We start from the raw sequence: 16,746 nt of genomic DNA on the forward strand, positions 1-16,746 counted from the left end.
TTTGTCAGCTTTGCTTTTTTTTATTGTCCTCATAAAGGTAGAAGAGAATTCTACATAAACGTGAAAGGATCAGTTTTCACATTGGACTCTACAACAACAGTCTCATATTTTTCAGACGCAAGCTTGTTCTCTAAGACGCTTTTAAGTTCGCTTTTCATGATTTGTTCAATGTGATGTCCTGCATCAATGATCGTCAGTCCTTCTTCTTGTGCATCATGTGCATTGTGATAATAAATATCACCTGTGACAAGAACATCAGCACCTTTATGAAGAGCCGAATGGATATATTTGTTCCCATCTCCGCCGACAACAGCTACTTTTTTTATGAAAGACTTATTTCCCTTAATGACACGAACATTTGAAATCTGAAAAACCTTTTTAACATGATCTACAAACTCTTGAAGATTCATTTCTTTAGGCAGCTTTCCGATTTTACCTATTCCGAGCTCGTTTCCTCTATTCAAAAGCGGATAAAGGTCGTACGCTACCTCTTCGTATGGATGAGCTTTTTTCATTGAAGCAATTACAGCTTTTTGAATGGATATCGGCAGGATTGACTCAATCTTAACTTCTTCTGTCCGCTCTAATTGACCTTGTTTTCCAATGTAAGGTGTCGTTCCTTCTAGCGGGGTAAATGTCCCAAATCCATTAGAAGTGAAGGTGCAGTGGCTATAGTTGCCAATATGCCCTGCGCCTGCGTTGCCAATCGCTTCCCTTACCTGCTCCTCATGTGAAACGGGTACAAAGACAGATAATTTTACAAGCTGATCTCCATAGGTAGTTGAAAGCACTTCTGTTTGTGTTAACTGCAGTTGATTTGCCAGCCACTCATTAACTCCTAAAGCAGTAACATCAAGGTTAGTATGGGCGGCATATACTGTGATGTCGTTTTTGATCAGCTTTTCAATCACTCTTCCTTTAGAAGTACTTATATCTAGTTTCTTTAAAGGGCGGTATAGCAATGGATGATGTGCAATGATTAAATCTACATCCCCTTCAATCGCTTCATCTACAACACTTTCTAATACATCTAGAGTAATCATTACTTTTTTTACAGGTTTATTTAGTGTACCGACCTGTAAACCAATAGGATCACCTTCCATTGCCATCTTTTTTGGTGCAAAACTTTCTAAGAGAGAAATGATATATTGCCCGCTTGCCGCTTTACTCAAAGAATCCACTCCTCTGCTAGTCTTACGTTTTTTTCAATCTCTTTTCTTTTTTCTTCTGATGCTTTCCCTTGGCTATTTTCCATCTGATTTAATATGGCTTTCCATTGGGCGACTTCCCCAGTCCATTTTTCTTTAAACACTTCATTTTGATCTTTTAATAAAAAGGGTCCGAATAAAATTTCTGCATCCATGCTATCCGTATACGGCTGGCTGCCTTCTCGGTCAGCAACTAGAATTTCGTAAATTTTTCCGTCTTCTTTTAGGATTTCTTCATCTACAAGTACCCAACCCTCTTTTAGTAGCCAGTTCCTAACGTTCCTAGCACCAATATTAGGCTGAAGAATAAGACGTTTAGTACTTCCGAGTTTTTCTTTTCCTTTTTCAAGAATAGATGTTATTAGGGAACCACCCATTCCGCATATCGTTACGACTTCTGCTTCATCTTCTTCCAAAACAGAGAGGCCATCACCTTTTCTAACTTCAATCATATCGTTTAATCCATCTAATGTTATTTGTTCTTTAGCAGATAGGAATGGTCCATCTGTGATTTCCCCAGCAATTCCTTTTTTGATCACTTTTTTCAGTCCCAAAAAGCAAGGCAAATAAGCATGATCAGATCCAATATCCGCTACAATTGCGTTATGTGGTACAAAGGATGCAACTCTTTCCAACCGTTTTGATAATTTTTCAGAATTCATTTTTTATCACCGTTTCATTAGTTTGTTCACTTTAGTATTCGTCACTTATTCGATTTTTTGCAAATAAAAAAACTTCTTGTTATAGAAACAAGAAGCTTCTCTTATTTTATTTTTTTTCTGCTAGCCAATCAACTAGAATTTTCGCTTCTTCACCTTTTACTAGCCCTGCTGGCATTCCAGATCCTTTACCGTTTTTTACGATATCGGCAATTTCTTCTGGCTTGTACTTTCCGCCAATCTTTTCAAGTGCAGGACCAACGTTACCTTCTAAATTTTGCCCATGACAAGAAGAACAGTTCTGCTTATAGATTGCTTCAGGATCCATAGCAGCCTTTTCTTTATCCTGACTCGCCGTATGAATTTTGTTAATACCATATCCGCCCATTGTAAGCATAAGAACAATCCCGATAACTCCAATAATGGCAAAAGGAATGAGTGGATTACGTTTCATGCAAATTCCTCCTTCGTCTGTACAGGTACATTTGTTGTCTTGATAATCTTAATATGTATTGGTTAACAATCCATAACCTATTGTACTGTAAAAGCGTTTACTTGGGAAGTACAAACTCTATTTTTCCCAGTTTTGTCACAGTATTAACGATTTAAACGTATCATTTTCATTGATCGAGTTGCCGAGAACTTCTTCAATAAAAAAAACAGCCACACCAGGTGGCTATTCATGGGTAACAGACAAAGCCTCGATTGCTTGTTCTCTTAACTTAAACTTTTGTACTTTACCAGAGGCTGTCATAGGATACTGTTGAAGAAACATATAGTATTCAGGAATCTTAAAGTGAGCAATCTTTCCTTTACAAAAATCTTTTAATTCGTTATCAGAAAGAGTGTGCCCTTCTTTCAGCTGAATGCATGCTGCTACTTTTTCACCAAACTTTTTATCAGGAACTCCGATGACCTGAACATCTAAGATTGAAGGATGAGAATAGAGAAACTCTTCTACTTCTCTTGGATATACATTCTCACCGCCACGAATGATCATATCTTTTAAGCGCCCAGTAATCCTGTAATAGCCTTCTTCATCCACCGTTGCCAAATCACCTGTATGAAGCCATCCTTCTGGATCAATAGCATCCTTTGTGGCTTCAGGCATCTTGTAGTAGCCTTTCATCACATGATACCCTCTCGTACACAGTTCCCCCTGTTCCCCTGCTTTAACCTCTTTACTTGTAACAGGGTCTATGATTTTAGCCTCTACTTGTGCATGCTTTTTACCAACCGTCTCAACTCTTCTCTCAATCGGGTCATCTGTTCTCGTTTGTGTGATAACAGGTGAAGATTCAGTCTGGCCATACGCAATCGTTATTTCTGACATCCCCATTTTTCCGATTACGTTTTTCATAACTTCGATCGGACATGGTGATCCTGCCATGATACCTGTGCGCAGTGTACTTAAATCATATGAATCAAAGTTTGGAAGATTCAGTTCTGCAATGAACATCGTCGGAACTCCATGCAAACCTGTACACTTTTCATTTTCTACTGTTTCTAATACTTCTTGGGGATCAAACTGTACGATTGGTACCATCGTTGCTCCAACAGAAACAGCCGCAAGCGTTCCAAGAACACATCCAAAACAATGGAAGAACGGAACAGGAATACATAATCGATCGGCATTTGTGAGATTCATGCTATCAGCAATCTGCCTAGCGTTATTCACAATGTTGTAGTGTGTCAGCATCACACCTTTAGGAAATCCAGTCGTACCTGATGTGTATTGCATATTGATCACATCATCATAGTGCAGAGAGCTTTCTCTTTCCTGAAGGGCTTCATCTGATATCGTATTACCTGCTTCTAAAATTTCTTGGAACGTTTCATATGATGTAGAATTTGATCCAAGTAAAACAAAGTGTTTTAGCAATGGAAACTCATCAGGTCTCTTCTTAACAGAGTCAACCATTTCACGATAGGAAGTGGAACGAAATTCTTCTATAAAGAAAAGTGCCTTTGCGTCAGATTGTTTTAATAAATAATCAAGTTCTGAGCGCTGATAGTTCGTATTTACGGTCACTAAAACAGCTCCTGCTCGAGCTGAACCAAATTGAAGAAGCAGCCATTCCGGTACATTTGTAGCCCAAACGGCAATGTGGTCACCTTTTTCGATTCCCATTGCCATCAAACCTTTTGCAACTTTAGTCGTTAATTCATAAAATTCCTTGTAGGTGTAGCGAATTCCAAGTTTACTGTAAACCATAGCTTCTTGATCTTTTAGATTCAATGCTTGTTTCTTTAAACAATCTCCTACAGTTACTTTCATTAACTCAGCCATAATTCACCCCATCACCTTATATTATGAACGTTAGCAACCAATCTCTCTAGCGATAACAATACGTTGGACTTCTGAAGTACCTTCTCCGATTTCTAAAAGTTTTGCATCTCTAAAATAACGTTCTACATGATAATCTCTCATGTACCCGTTACCACCATGAATTTGAACAGATTCAGAACAAATCTGCATACAAGCTTCAGACGCGTATAATTTCGCCATCGAAGCTTCTTTCGAGAACTTTTTACCTTGGTCTTTTAACCAAGCTGCTTTGTATACCATCATTCTTGCAAGTTCAATCTTCATCGCCATATCCGCAAGTTTAAATTGAATAGCTTGAAATTTCGAGATTGACCTTCCAAACTGTTTGCGTTCCTTTGCATACGCAAGAGCCTTCTCATAAGCCGCTTGTGCAATACCAACTGCCATAGCACCAATTCCGATTCTTCCGCCATCCAGCGTCACGAGAAACTGTTTAAAGCCATCTCCGCGCTTTCCGAGCAAGTTCTCTTCTGGAACGGTTACATCTTCCATGAAAAGTTCAGTTGTATTAGAAGAATGCAGACCCATTTTTTCATAATTATCTATGACACGGAAACCTTTAGCATCAGTAGGAACGATAATCGCTGAAATTTCCTTATCACTGCCATTTCTGTTTGTTATAGCGGTTAGTGCTAGATGCTTTGCATAGCTTGCATTCGTAATATAACATTTACTTCCATTTATAACCCATTCTCCGTTATTTAGTACCGCGGATGTCTCCGTACCTCCAGCATCTGATCCCGCATTCGGTTCAGTTAAACCAAATGCACCGAAAGATTCACCTGTACAGATTGGAGTTAGATACTTCTCTTTTTGTTCATGTGTACCAAATAAGTTTAATGGAGCTCCACCTAAAGAAACGTGTGCAGAATATGTAATTCCTGTAGATCCGCATGCACGGCTTAGTTCTTCAACAGCAATAGCAAAACTAATCGTGTCAGCGCCGCCTCCCCCATATTCTTCTGGAAAAGGAAGTCCCATCATGCCAAGCTTAGAAAGCTTTTGGAAGATTTCTAATGGAAATTCTTTATTTTTATCTCTTGCTTCAGCTCCTGGTGCTACGACTTCATCTGCAAATTCCTTCATCATCTTTTGGATCATTAACTGCTCTTCTGTTAATGTAAAGTTCATGGCTGCATCCCACCCTTTAATAATTTACGCCTCACAATTGTATGCGCTTACATATTTATTATAGATATAAAGGCGGAATTTTTACAAGATTTAAAGAATTTTAAATTTAATATACAGCAGAATGCGTAAGCAAAAATAAGGATATTGCAGAAAAAAGCCATAGAAAATGAGTTTTTGGCCAATTTGCATTGAAGTGGAATAATCAGTAAAATAAAAGAAATAAAAAAAGCTTGCCCGCTTGGGGCAAACTTTCTATTCTAAGAAATCTTTTAATCGTTTACTTCTGCTTGGATGGCGGAGTTTTCGGAGAGCTTTAGCTTCAATCTGACGAATACGTTCACGTGTTACGCCAAATACTTTACCTACTTCTTCAAGAGTGCGAGTGCGTCCGTCATCAAGACCAAAACGTAAGCGAAGAACATTTTCTTCTCGATCTGTTAACGTATCTAGGACATCCTCAAGTTGTTCTTTTAATAGTTCGTATGCAGCAGCTTCAGAAGGTGCAAGTGCATCCTGATCTTCAATAAAATCACCAAGATGGGAGTCGTCTTCTTCACCAATAGGTGTTTCTAATGAAACTGGCTCTTGTGCAATCTTAAGGATTTCACGTACCTTTTCAGGTGTTAGTTCCATTTCAGCACCGATCTCCTCTGGTGATGGTTCTCGGCCTAGATCTTGAAGAAGCTGGCGCTGTACACGAATTAATTTATTGATCGTTTCAACCATGTGAACAGGAATACGGATCGTACGGGCTTGGTCTGCAATTGCACGCGTAATGGCTTGACGAATCCACCACGTAGCATACGTACTGAATTTAAAACCTTTGTCATAGTCAAATTTTTCAACAGCTTTAATCAATCCCATGTTTCCTTCTTGAATAAGATCCAGGAAAAGCATACCACGTCCGACATATCGTTTCGCAATACTGACAACGAGACGCAAGTTAGCTTCTGCAAGACGGCGTTTTGCTTCTTCGTCACCGTTTTCAATACGCTTAGCTAGTTCGATCTCTTCATCTGCAGAAAGCAAGTCCACACGTCCGATTTCTTTTAAGTACATACGAACGGGATCATTGATCTTTACTCCTGGTGGAACACTTAGATCATTCAGATCGAATTCTTCTTCCTCTTTTTCCATTTCGAACTTAGGATCTTCTTCATCGTCGGAATCATCAGATGCTTCTGCAACCTCAACACCTTGCTCTTCCAAGTAATGATAGAACTCATCCATTTGATCAGAATCTTGTTCAAATGGAGCTAACTTACTTGTAATTTCAGTATATGTGAGCCGCCCTCGCTTTTTACCGGCTTCAACTAATTGTTCTTTAACTTGATCGATGGTTAAATCGCCTTCCGTCCCTTGACGGTTTGGTTTCTCAGCCATTCGATCCCCTCCTTCCAAAACTTCAACCATCCTACATCCCGATTATTTAAGAGATCTTTTCATTCTCATAATTTCTTGGGCAATTTGGGCTGCCAGTTTTATTTCATTCCTTCTTATCGCGTCTTCTTGCTGCTTCTCTTTTTCTTGTATTTCCCGCAATAAAGGATAACTAGAAATAATACGAATATAATCTGCGAGCTCTACCTCATTTAATTCTTCACTGATTGTGAGCATCGCCAATTCTGAAGCTAATTTTCTTAACTTGTCATCGTCAATACGCTGCATGAACAACCCTACATTGGGTTTATTTCCTTCTTCATAAAAGGCATATAAGTATGCGGCGATTGCATTGTGTTCTTCAACATTAAAGCCCGAGCCCAACTTTTCCTGAATCAAGAAAGCGGCGTCCTCACTCTTTAACATGTGAGCAAGAACAATTCGTTCAGCATTAAGATTTCTCGGCAACAATGACTTCTGCAAAAGTGTTTGTATTCTAAAATTATTATCCCGCTTTTTAGGGCCGTTATCCTTAGACCTTTGCAGTTGCTTGAAAGTCTGGGTTTGTTGCTGCTTTAATGCATCTAATGACAAATTAAATTCAGAAGCGATTTGCCGAAGATAATGATCTCGTTCAACCGCTTTTGGCAGACGGGCTATTTCCTTGATAATCTCTTCGATATAGATCATCCGTTCTCCTTCATCACGAAGGTTTTTGCCCCGTCTGTAGTATTGTATTTTAAATGCCATTACGGTCAGGCTAGCCCCTATTATATCTTTTAGAAACGAATCGTTTCCAAATTTTGTAATATAGTCATCGGGGTCCATTCCATCTGGCATTTGTGAAATTTTCACGGCACAGCCTTGTTTCGTCAAAATTTCAGATGCACGAAACGCTGCCTCTACTCCTGCTCGGTCAGAATCATAGCAGATTGTGACTGATTGAACATTCCGTTTCAAAATTGCAGCATGATCTTCGGTAAGCGATGTGCCTAATGTTGCAACACCATTTGTTACGCCTGCTCTAAAAGCTGCAATTGTATCTACATATCCCTCAAAAATCACAGCATGCTGCTTCTGTCTCATATCTGCACGGGAAAGATTCAATCCGTAAAGTGTTTTTCCTTTTTGAAAGATTTTAGATTCAGGACTGTTTAAATATTTCGGTTCGTCCTTCCCATCTAAAACTCTTCCTCCAAAAGCTACAACTGCACCTGTACGATCCCAGATTGGAAACATAATACGATTTCTAAAACGATCATATGGTTTTCCATCTGATTGCCTTTTTCCAATCAGTCCAACTTTTTCAGCTGTATTCAGATCCATACCTCTTTTTTGAAGAAACTGAGAGGCTGTTTCCCATGAATCTGGTGCAAAGCCTATTTGAAAACGTTCGATGGATTCTCTTGTAAATCCTCTGTTTTCCAAATATTCCAAAGCGGGTCTGCCCTGTTTTGTGTGGAGTAAGCAATGGTGATACAATTTAGCCAATAACTCATGAACCTCAGCCATTGTCCTTTTTTCGTCTGTGCTTTTTTCGGAGAAGTTTTGCTGATGAATCTGAGGCAATTCAATGGCGCTTTTTTTCCCTAGTTGAGTCACAGCTTCAATAAAAGAGTACCCTTCAATGTTCATCATAAAAGAAAAAACATTGCCTCCTGCTCCACAACCGAAACAATGATAGATCTGCTTTTCAGGAGAAACAGAAAAGGAAGGCGATTTTTCCCCGTGAAAAGGGCAAAGGCCAAAATAGTTTCTGCCTTGTTTTTTTAGAGGAACATAATCACTAATCACATCTACTATATCGTTTGATGACCTGACTTTCTCTATTAAATCTTCAGGTATTCGTTCCATATTACCACCACAGAATCTTTGTTTCTTTAGACACTAGATATATATTCGTGGCACAACTCTATTTTCCTTCAACATTCGACAGGATTTCGCAAAAAACTGTGCAGAACCTTTCTGTGTCCTCCTTCTTAAATTTTGCAGGTCCCTTTGAATGCTTGCCTGACCGTCTTGCTTTTGCAGACATATAACGTTCATGCAGTACTCTTTCCATTTCATTCTCTTGGAATTGTTTCCCTCTTGGGGTAATAACGTAAACCCCTTTTGAAAGAAGAAGACTAGCCAACGCATGATCTTGTGTAACAACAAGATCATTTTGTTTAGAATGATTATGTATGTACAGATCAACTTCCTCAGGACTTGCATCAACCAAAATCCAGCGCCCGGGCTGGTCAGTGCTGCTTGCGTGTGCATAAGAAGTGACAAAGATAGGTTCAAAGTTAAACTTTTTAGAGAACTTATTAATCTCTTCTTTTATAACAACAGGACAAGCATCTGCATCAACAAATACATTTCCAATTAATTTTTCCATATTCTTATGTTCTACTTTAACAGTGATTCTCCTTCATATAAGAGCATTTGTCGAAAAAAAGCATAGTCAATGTATCACTATTTTGGACAAACTTATAAATTTTAATCACAATGTAATATTATAATGAATGTCTGCCTGTTTTACCAGCGAAAAGTTTAAAAATAAAAGCTTCTTATTTGTTAAATCGCTGGGCATACTCTTTTTATTCATTCTCATCATAGAAAGGTGTTTGGAATTACAAGGTCCTTGCCTTAAACTAGTGGTACTTTCTCACAAAAACATGCCATGAGATTTCAGTCCATTTTGCATTCACTTTTAAATGCAGGGAAGAGTTTTTCACTGCAATATAAAAAGCGCAATCCTCTGCGCTTTTTATTTCTGAATCATAATGGTACTTGGGAGAAACGATTTTACAAATCTATTTATACGACTTACCTTGAAACAGATTGTAGATAACATTTGCAGATTCCTCTACTGCTTTATTAGACACCTCTACTACTCTGCACCCAATTCGATCTACGACTTTGTTAAAATACACAAGCTCTTGCTTAATTCTTTCCATGTTGGCGTAGTTTGCCTCTGAATTTAATCCTAGTGCTTTTAACCGCTCACGACGAATGTCGTTTAACTTTTCAGGCGTGATTTTTAGGCCGAAGCACTTATTAGGCGATACCTTAAATAATTCTTCAGGCGGTTCTACTTCAGGAACGATTGGTACATTCGCAACCTTTAATCGCTTATGTGCTAAATATTGTGATAGAGGTGTTTTTGACGTTCTAGAAACACCGATCAATACAACATCTGCTTTTAATATACCGCGTGGGTCTCTTCCATCATCATACTTTACAGCAAACTCTATCGCTTCTACTTTTCTAAAATATTCATCATCGAGTTTGTGTACAACACCCGGTTCATATCTTGGAACTTGATTCAATCTCGATTGTAGCTGATTCATCATTGGTCCCATAATGTCCACAGTCGGGATGTTAAGTGATGCAGCCTGTTGGGCAAGATAGTTGCTTATTTCAGGTACTACAAGTGTATAAGCTATAATGCCATTATGGTCTTTCGCTAAAGAGACCACTTCATCAATTGTTTCTTTATCTTCTACATAAGGTACACGTTTAATCTCAATTCCGGTAGAATTAAACTGGCTAGCTGCTGCTTTTACAACCAACTCAGCCGTTTCACCGACTGAATCGGAAACGACGTATACGATTGGACGTCCTGTCATGTTGGCCTCCCCATTTTAGTTATAGTAATTCGTCATGCGCTAGTTCTACAAAAGCTTTCGTGATATTGGTCTTCGTTATTCTGCCAACAACTTCAAGCCCGCTCTCTTCGTTCGAACGCTTAACTACTGGAAGACAGTCGATTTGTTTTCCAATTAAAATGTGAGCGATATCTAATAAGTAATCCTCTTTAAAACAATACGTTATATTAGGCATTCTTGTCATGATAATATTTATTGGAATGCTATTTATTTCTTGTTTTCCCATACTTGCTCTCAATAAATCTTTTCGTGAAGCAACCCCTGCCAAATGTCCGTTTTTATTAATAATAAATAGTGTTCCGACATCTTCTAAAAACATCGTGCAAATTGCTTCATAAACAGTAGCTGAGTCCTGAACAACCACTGGAATGGAAGTAAACTCAGCAACTTTAATCTTTTTCACCTTTTCGGTTAACAATTGTGAACCTGTTTTGCCTGTATAAAAATACCCTACTCTTGGTCTTGCATCCAGGTAGCCTGCCATCGTTAAAATAGCTAGATCTGGCCTTAAAGTCGCTCTTGTTAAATCCAGCTGATCTGCAATTTGCTCTCCAGTTATCGGTCCATTATCCTTAACAATCTCTATAATTTTTTGCTGCCTCTTATTTAGTTCGATTGTTTACACCACCTTTTGCCGCATCCAATGTGTTATACTTATTTTTATTATTATAACCTATTAAAGGAAGAATGCGAACTAAAAAAACTGCAAAGATTTAAGGCTTCACAGTTTCTTAAGATAGTTCATCTAATTGTTTAAGAAATTTCTTTGATTTTAAAAACACACCTGAATATTCATCCATGTATGCATCAAATATCATTCGAAGTTCTTTTTTTGTTTCTTTTTTTAATGATACATTGCCAAGCCTGGCTAAATCTAAGTGGTAAAACATATTTAAAAGCTTGGCCGAACCTTTAGAGATCTTGATTCGATAAGGGTCTTTATAAGAACACCTTTCACAAAGAAACCCACCTTCTCGAATAGAAAAAGAAAAATCTCCTTCTGCGGAGTGACAAGATACACATTTTGTTAATTCGGGGACAATTCCAGATGTTTTCATCATTTTCATCTCAAATAAAAAGGTAATCACTTCCGGGTCAATACCGTGATTAATATATTCCAACGATTGTTTGATCCAGCCAAAAAGGTCTGGCCGTAAATCATCCTCAGAAGTATGTCTATCTAACAATTCTGCTAGATAGGCAGCATAGGCGGTCTTAACTAAATCTTCTCTTATTTTACGAAAAGAAGACAATGCTTCACCTTGCTGAAGGGTACCTAGCCCTCTTCCTTTTTGAAAAACAAAGATTCCGTATGTAAAAAGCTGCGTAATGGACGTGAAACGGCTTTTTGGTTTTTTAGCCCCTCTTGCCATTACGCCGATCTTTCCTAACTCTTTTGTATACAGAGTAATAATTGTATTAGATTCACCATACGGAACGGTTTTAATGACTATTCCTTCCACTTTATAAAGCAAGGTAATCACCACCCTCTCATCAAGAAGGCACCGTAGTTACAATTAATGAAATGGAGGTTCCTCAAGAGACTCTTCATAAGGAATAACTGCTGATAAAGCTGTTATTTCATGGTCTAGCTCTTTGTATAACAAATAGGTATCAATATTGCCCGTTTCACAGAACACTTTCCAAGTAAATTCTTTCATGGTTTGGACACACCTTTCTATTTGTTTTTCTCCTGTTATAACTAGGTTCACCTTAATTGTTTTTTTCATGTGAAGGAAATTTTAACAGTTTTAAATAATTGCTGTTGTTGCAATCAGTGTTGTCATTGAAAGGAGTTGATCTACGTTTCAGATGCTCGCTTTCCGTGGGGCAAGCGGTGAGCCACATTCGGGCGTTTCACTTTTAAGTGTCTCACCCGCCCGCCTGTCCCACAGGAGTCTCGCATCTTCCACTCCAATCAACTTATCAATGAAGAGAATTAAGAAGTACAAGCAGCTAATTTTAAGCAACAATCTTTAGAGAAAATCTTTATTATTAGTACTCATCCTCGTTAAAACCAAACTCAACGAGCTGCTTTTGTCGGTTTCTCCAGTCTGTTTGTACTTTTACGTACAATTCTAAGAACACGCGGGAGCCTAAAAGTGTTTCAATATCTGTTCTGGCTCTTTTCCCAATCTCTTTAAGCATCTTCCCTTGTTTACCGATAATTATGCCTTTTTGTGAAGAACGTTCTACGATTATTGTCGCATTAACAAACACGACGTTCTTTTCTTCTCGCACTTTCATCTCTTCGATGACAACAGCGACGGAATGAGGAATTTCTTCTCGTGTAAGGTGAAGAACTTTTTCTCGAATCAGCTCTGCGGTAATGAAGCGCTCTGGATGATCTGTAACCTGATCTTCAGGATAAAATTGCGGTCCTTCTTCCATGTAGGAAACAATCTGATCAAGTAGTGTATCGACATTATTTCCGTTTAAAGCAGAGATTGGCACTACTTCAGCAACATCCAGTTTATTTCTGTACATGTCAATAAGCGGAAGCAGCTGATCAGGATGTACTTTATCAATCTTATTTACCACAAGAAAAACAGGATTCTTAACATGCTCTAGTCTGTCGATGATAAATTGATCCCCACGGCCATATCCTTCTTCAGCATTGATAACAAAGAGAATCAAATCCACTTCATTTAACGTCTGCTGAGCGGTTCTTGTCATAAAGTCCCCCAGCTTATGCTTAGGCTTATGAATACCAGGCGTATCAATAAAGATAACTTGTGCTTCATCAGTTGTATAAACCGCTTGTATCTTATTTCTTGTTGTTTGTGGCTTATCGCTCATAATTGCGATCTTCTGCCCGATCACTTTGTTTAACAATGTGGATTTTCCAACATTCGGTCTACCTATGATGGTAACAAATCCAGATTTATAGCCTTCTTTATTCATTTAAATCCTCCGGTGAAAAAGCACCTGGCAATAGATCCTTTACTAAGATTTCTTGAACGTCACCTTTTAAGTTTGTTAGATAAACTGGCATTTCCTGCGGGCAAAGCTCTGAGATCACTTGGCGGCATGCACCACATGGAGGGACTGGTCTCTTTGTGTCTGCTACTACTGCAATGGCACTGAACTTCTTATCGCCTTCTGTATACGCTTTAAATAACGCCGTTCTTTCAGCACAACACGTCATGCTGTATGCAGCGTTCTCAATATTTGCACCCAAATATACTTTACCTTCAGCCGTTAATAGTGCTGCACCAACTTGAAATTTAGAGTAAGGTACGTAAGCCCTTTCACGTGCAAGTTTCGCTTGATCCATTAATTGTTCCTTATTCATTACACATTCACCTTCTTAACAATTATTACTTTATACTGTTTATGCTGTTTAAAAGCGGTTCAATAAATAGCAGTATACCGATTATAACAGCAAATATTGAAAAAACCAAAACTGCACCTGCAGCAGCATCTTTCGCTCTCTCTGCTAAGAGATGATACTCTGGTGAAATTAAGTCCACTATGTTTTCAATAGCTGTGTTGATCAACTCTAATGCTAAGACCAAGCCAATAACAATAAATAAAATGATTAATTTCACTGAAGAAAAATCAAGTGCAATCGCTATAGAAATAACGATTACACTTATAAAAGCATGGATACGAAAATTTTGCTCAGTTTTAAAGGTTGAAACAATGCCCGCAAATGCAAACATAAAACTTGAGATCAACTTTCTCCATGAAATCATCTTTTTAATCCGTATTGCTCCAGGATTTCTTCTTGTCTGCCAAACATTCTTTTTTCATCTTCTTCATTCATATGGTCGTAACCTAGCAGGTGTAAAAAGCCGTGTACAGCGAGAAAGCCCATTTCTCTATCTAAAGAATGCCCATACTCTTCAGCCTGTTCTTTCGCAACATCTAAGCATATAATAATGTCTCCTAAAAACCTTGTTTCTTCTCCGCCAATAATTTCTGTCTCATCTTCTCCCAACTCTTCCATGGCAAAAGAAATAACATCTGTTACACTGTCTTTTTGTCTGTATTCACTGTTAATTTCTTGAATTCTTTCTTTTGTTACAAGGGTTACCGAAACTTCTGATTGGCCTGTTTCTTCCATTTCAGCCGCTTTTTCAAGTACATTTGTTAATAGTTCCTGAAATTCTGTACTGCTTTCATCCATTTCATTTAAATACTCTACATGTAGGATCATTGTTTTTCCACCTTTTTCGTTTCTTCTGGATACTCTATTCTGGAATGAAAAATCCCTTTTAATGTTTCGGTCAACGTCTTAGCAACCGTATCCAATTCTTTAAGGGTAATATCACATTCATCGAATTGACCATCCTCAAGTCTATCATTTATTATCTTTCGAATAATTCCGTCGATTTTAACTGGTGTTGGCTTAGATAGAGATCGAACAGCCGCTTCTACCGCATCTGAAATACCGATAATTGCAACTTCCTTGTTCTGAGCTTTTGGCCCTGGATATCGAAAATCCGATTCAGCTACTTCCTTATCAGTTAGTTGGCAAGCTTTATGGTAAAAGAATTTTAGTAAAGTCGTTCCATGGTGCTGTTCAGCTATGTCTATAATTTCTTTTGGTATTTTTTCTGCTCTAAGCATATCTGCCCCATCATAGGGATGGGCTGTAATGATCGTCTTACTTAACTGTGGAGCAATCTTATCATGCGGATTCTCCATATTCATTTGATTCTCAATAAAAAAATGGGGACGTTTCGTTTTTCCAACATCATGATAGTAAGAACCCACTCTTGCCAAAAGTCCATTAGCACCAATAGACTCACACGCAGCTTCAGAAAGATTCGCTACCATGATGCTATGGTGATAAGTACCAGGTGCTTCCATAAGCACTTTTCGTAATATAGGATGATTTGGATTAGATAATTCGATAAGTTTGGTTACTGACAAGATGTTAAAAGAAGACTCAATAACAGGCAACAAGCCTAGTGTAAGAACAGCAGCTACAAACCCCGAAATAGCGGCACAGCCAAGGTCTAGTCCGATCTGCAAGGATGTAAACTTACCGTTTTGCAGCAATAGAACACTAGCTACAGTTAGGATGGCTATAAAAGATACGAAAAATCCAGCTTGAAGAATTTTCGAACGCTGCTGTGTTTTACCTAGAAACACAATCCCAGAAATTCCGTTAAATAAAATATACATGCTCATAATAAAGTTAAAGTTCCCTGTTGTTTGTTCGTTAAAGATTAAGGCTGCACTAAAAGCAAAGATAATCGTTGAAACTACGGCTAGCTCTTCATTAAATAACATCTTGATCATCATCGCACCAGCGGCAACAGGAACTGCATACATAAGACTCGTTAGACCTAGCTCTGTGCTAATGCTTAACACTTTCATTACGACAAGGGTAAGCGTGAAAAGTAAGGCGTAAATCGTAACATATTTTCTGAAATGTTCCTTCTCCCGCTCTTCTTTCATAAAATAATACAAACCAGCCATTACGATCAGCACAAAAAGGAACAGACCATAATACGGATAGGTTTTCATTTCCTGATCCAATAAACCTACCTTTTTCAGCCTATCGTAGACCTCTGGCGTAATAACAGATCCACTCTTAACCAGGACTTCTCCTTCTCTGATGAAAACCTCTTCTACTTTATCGCTTGCTTCTTTTCGTTTTTGTCTCGTTTTTTCCGGATCTAATGTTCTGTTAGCAATGATAAAACTTCTCGTGATTTCTTCGGTTGCATTTCTTAACGAGTAGGACAAGTTGCTGTTTTCACGAATCAGTTGAACTGCTTCATTCCTAGCCTCTTCTACTTCTTCCACCATAATTGGATTAGACAGAATCTTATTTACAACATCCGGTCCCAAATTTTTCATATTGTTTAATTCTGTCTCACTCGCTTTTGAAAGTGCGGTATATGTCTCATCAGAGATATCCGATTTATCTATTGTTGTTTTTATCTGCTCTAGCTTTTGATCCATGGTTAATTGAGCTTCATCTTCACTTTTTTTCTCTTCAGACTTATTAATCGTTATGACTATGTCAATTAAATCCTTCATAGCCTCTGCTTGCAGTAAAGCGAGATCTCTGTTGAATGTATACTCATTCTTCACACTCTCTTCAGCAAGCCTTTTCCTCGCTTCCGTTTGTTCTTCCAGCGGAATCGTGATAGGAGATTGGATATCCCTAGGAGCACGTTCATAAACATTAACGTCCACTACATTTGGGGTTACATTGCTGACTAACAAAGAAAACAAGATAATGCCCATTATAATAAAGGAAACTGTTGCTACACTTAAACGAAAGTAATTGGACAAAAGATGCCTGAAATTGGCCAAGCGATACCACTCCTTAAACTTGTACATCCTATTCTAATCTTAGCAAAAATTGTACAAATATGGTACTTATCAAAAGAAAAAGATAAAAGTAATCATTTTCATAAATA

The 16,746-nt window shown here is 38.2% G+C and carries 17 protein-coding genes; all 17 read right to left on the reverse strand.

Annotated features, from left to right (window positions below):
• Nucleotides 1-50: 50 nt before the first annotated feature.
• Nucleotides 51-1,172, reverse strand: coding sequence for a Nif3-like dinuclear metal center hexameric protein (locus AWM68_RS04415; protein WP_066237574.1), 1,122 nt, complete (start codon nt 1,170-1,172; stop codon nt 51-53).
• On the reverse strand, nt 1,169-1,870 hold the full coding sequence (locus tag AWM68_RS04420; protein WP_066237579.1) for a tRNA (adenine(22)-N(1))-methyltransferase: 702 nt from the start codon (nt 1,868-1,870) through the stop codon (nt 1,169-1,171). The genes AWM68_RS04415 and AWM68_RS04420 overlap by 4 nt, the downstream gene beginning before the upstream one ends.
• Before the next feature lie 106 nt (nt 1,871-1,976).
• Nucleotides 1,977-2,321, reverse strand: coding sequence for a cytochrome c550 (cccA, locus tag AWM68_RS04425; RefSeq protein WP_066237583.1), 345 nt, complete (start codon nt 2,319-2,321; stop codon nt 1,977-1,979).
• A gap of 222 nt (nt 2,322-2,543) precedes the next feature.
• Nucleotides 2,544-4,157 (reverse strand): AMP-binding protein, encoded by a 1,614-nt coding sequence (locus AWM68_RS04430; protein WP_066237586.1) that lies wholly within the window; start codon nt 4,155-4,157, stop codon nt 2,544-2,546.
• A 30-nt stretch (nt 4,158-4,187) separates the two neighbouring features.
• Nucleotides 4,188-5,327, reverse strand: coding sequence for an acyl-CoA dehydrogenase family protein (locus AWM68_RS04435; RefSeq protein ID WP_066237590.1), 1,140 nt, complete (start codon nt 5,325-5,327; stop codon nt 4,188-4,190).
• Nucleotides 5,328-5,579: 252 nt separating this feature from the next.
• Nucleotides 5,580-6,710 (reverse strand): RNA polymerase sigma factor RpoD, encoded by a 1,131-nt coding sequence (rpoD, locus tag AWM68_RS04440; RefSeq protein ID WP_066237593.1) that lies wholly within the window; start codon nt 6,708-6,710, stop codon nt 5,580-5,582.
• A gap of 42 nt (nt 6,711-6,752) precedes the next feature.
• On the reverse strand, nt 6,753-8,561 hold the full coding sequence (dnaG, locus tag AWM68_RS04445; protein WP_066237596.1) for a DNA primase: 1,809 nt from the start codon (nt 8,559-8,561) through the stop codon (nt 6,753-6,755).
• Nucleotides 8,562-8,619: 58 nt separating this feature from the next.
• The gene (locus AWM68_RS04450; protein ID WP_066237599.1) at nt 8,620-9,087 is read right to left on the reverse strand and encodes a YaiI/YqxD family protein; all 468 of its coding nucleotides are present in this window, start codon (nt 9,085-9,087) and stop codon (nt 8,620-8,622) included.
• Between the two features lie 418 nt (nt 9,088-9,505).
• Nucleotides 9,506-10,321 carry a pyruvate, water dikinase regulatory protein gene (locus AWM68_RS04455; RefSeq protein WP_066237602.1) on the reverse strand — a complete coding sequence of 272 codons (816 nt, stop codon included), beginning with the start codon at nt 10,319-10,321 and terminating at the stop codon, nt 9,506-9,508.
• Between the two features lie 19 nt (nt 10,322-10,340).
• A complete protein-coding gene (locus AWM68_RS04460; RefSeq protein ID WP_197468127.1) occupies nt 10,341-10,976 on the reverse strand; it encodes a helix-turn-helix transcriptional regulator in 636 nt (211 codons plus the stop codon).
• Nucleotides 10,977-11,091: 115 nt separating this feature from the next.
• The gene (gene recO / locus AWM68_RS04465) at nt 11,092-11,835 is read right to left on the reverse strand and encodes a DNA repair protein RecO (protein WP_066237608.1); all 744 of its coding nucleotides are present in this window, start codon (nt 11,833-11,835) and stop codon (nt 11,092-11,094) included.
• A 42-nt stretch (nt 11,836-11,877) separates the two neighbouring features.
• Nucleotides 11,878-12,021 (reverse strand): YqzL family protein, encoded by a 144-nt coding sequence (locus AWM68_RS20965; RefSeq protein WP_077359092.1) that lies wholly within the window; start codon nt 12,019-12,021, stop codon nt 11,878-11,880.
• A gap of 334 nt (nt 12,022-12,355) precedes the next feature.
• Nucleotides 12,356-13,264, reverse strand: a complete 909-nt coding sequence (era, locus tag AWM68_RS04470; RefSeq protein ID WP_066237611.1) for a GTPase Era — start codon at nt 13,262-13,264, stop codon at nt 12,356-12,358.
• The gene (locus AWM68_RS04475) at nt 13,257-13,655 is read right to left on the reverse strand and encodes a cytidine deaminase (RefSeq protein ID WP_066237614.1); all 399 of its coding nucleotides are present in this window, start codon (nt 13,653-13,655) and stop codon (nt 13,257-13,259) included. Before AWM68_RS04475 ends, era begins: the two co-directional genes overlap by 8 nt.
• A 25-nt stretch (nt 13,656-13,680) precedes the next feature.
• Nucleotides 13,681-14,058, reverse strand: coding sequence for a diacylglycerol kinase family protein (locus tag AWM68_RS04480; RefSeq protein ID WP_066237617.1), 378 nt, complete (start codon nt 14,056-14,058; stop codon nt 13,681-13,683).
• Nucleotides 14,055-14,492, reverse strand: coding sequence for an rRNA maturation RNase YbeY (ybeY, locus tag AWM68_RS04485; protein ID WP_419865572.1), 438 nt, complete (start codon nt 14,490-14,492; stop codon nt 14,055-14,057). The genes AWM68_RS04480 and ybeY overlap by 4 nt, the downstream gene beginning before the upstream one ends.
• 26 nt (nt 14,493-14,518) lie before the next feature.
• Nucleotides 14,519-16,639, reverse strand: coding sequence for an HD family phosphohydrolase (locus AWM68_RS04490; protein ID WP_066237623.1), 2,121 nt, complete (start codon nt 16,637-16,639; stop codon nt 14,519-14,521).
• Between the last annotated feature and the right edge of the window lie 107 nt (nt 16,640-16,746).

The sequence above is a fragment of the Fictibacillus phosphorivorans genome, from assembly GCF_001619875.1.
GTDB lineage: Bacteria > Bacillota > Bacilli > Bacillales > Fictibacillaceae > Fictibacillus > Fictibacillus phosphorivorans_B.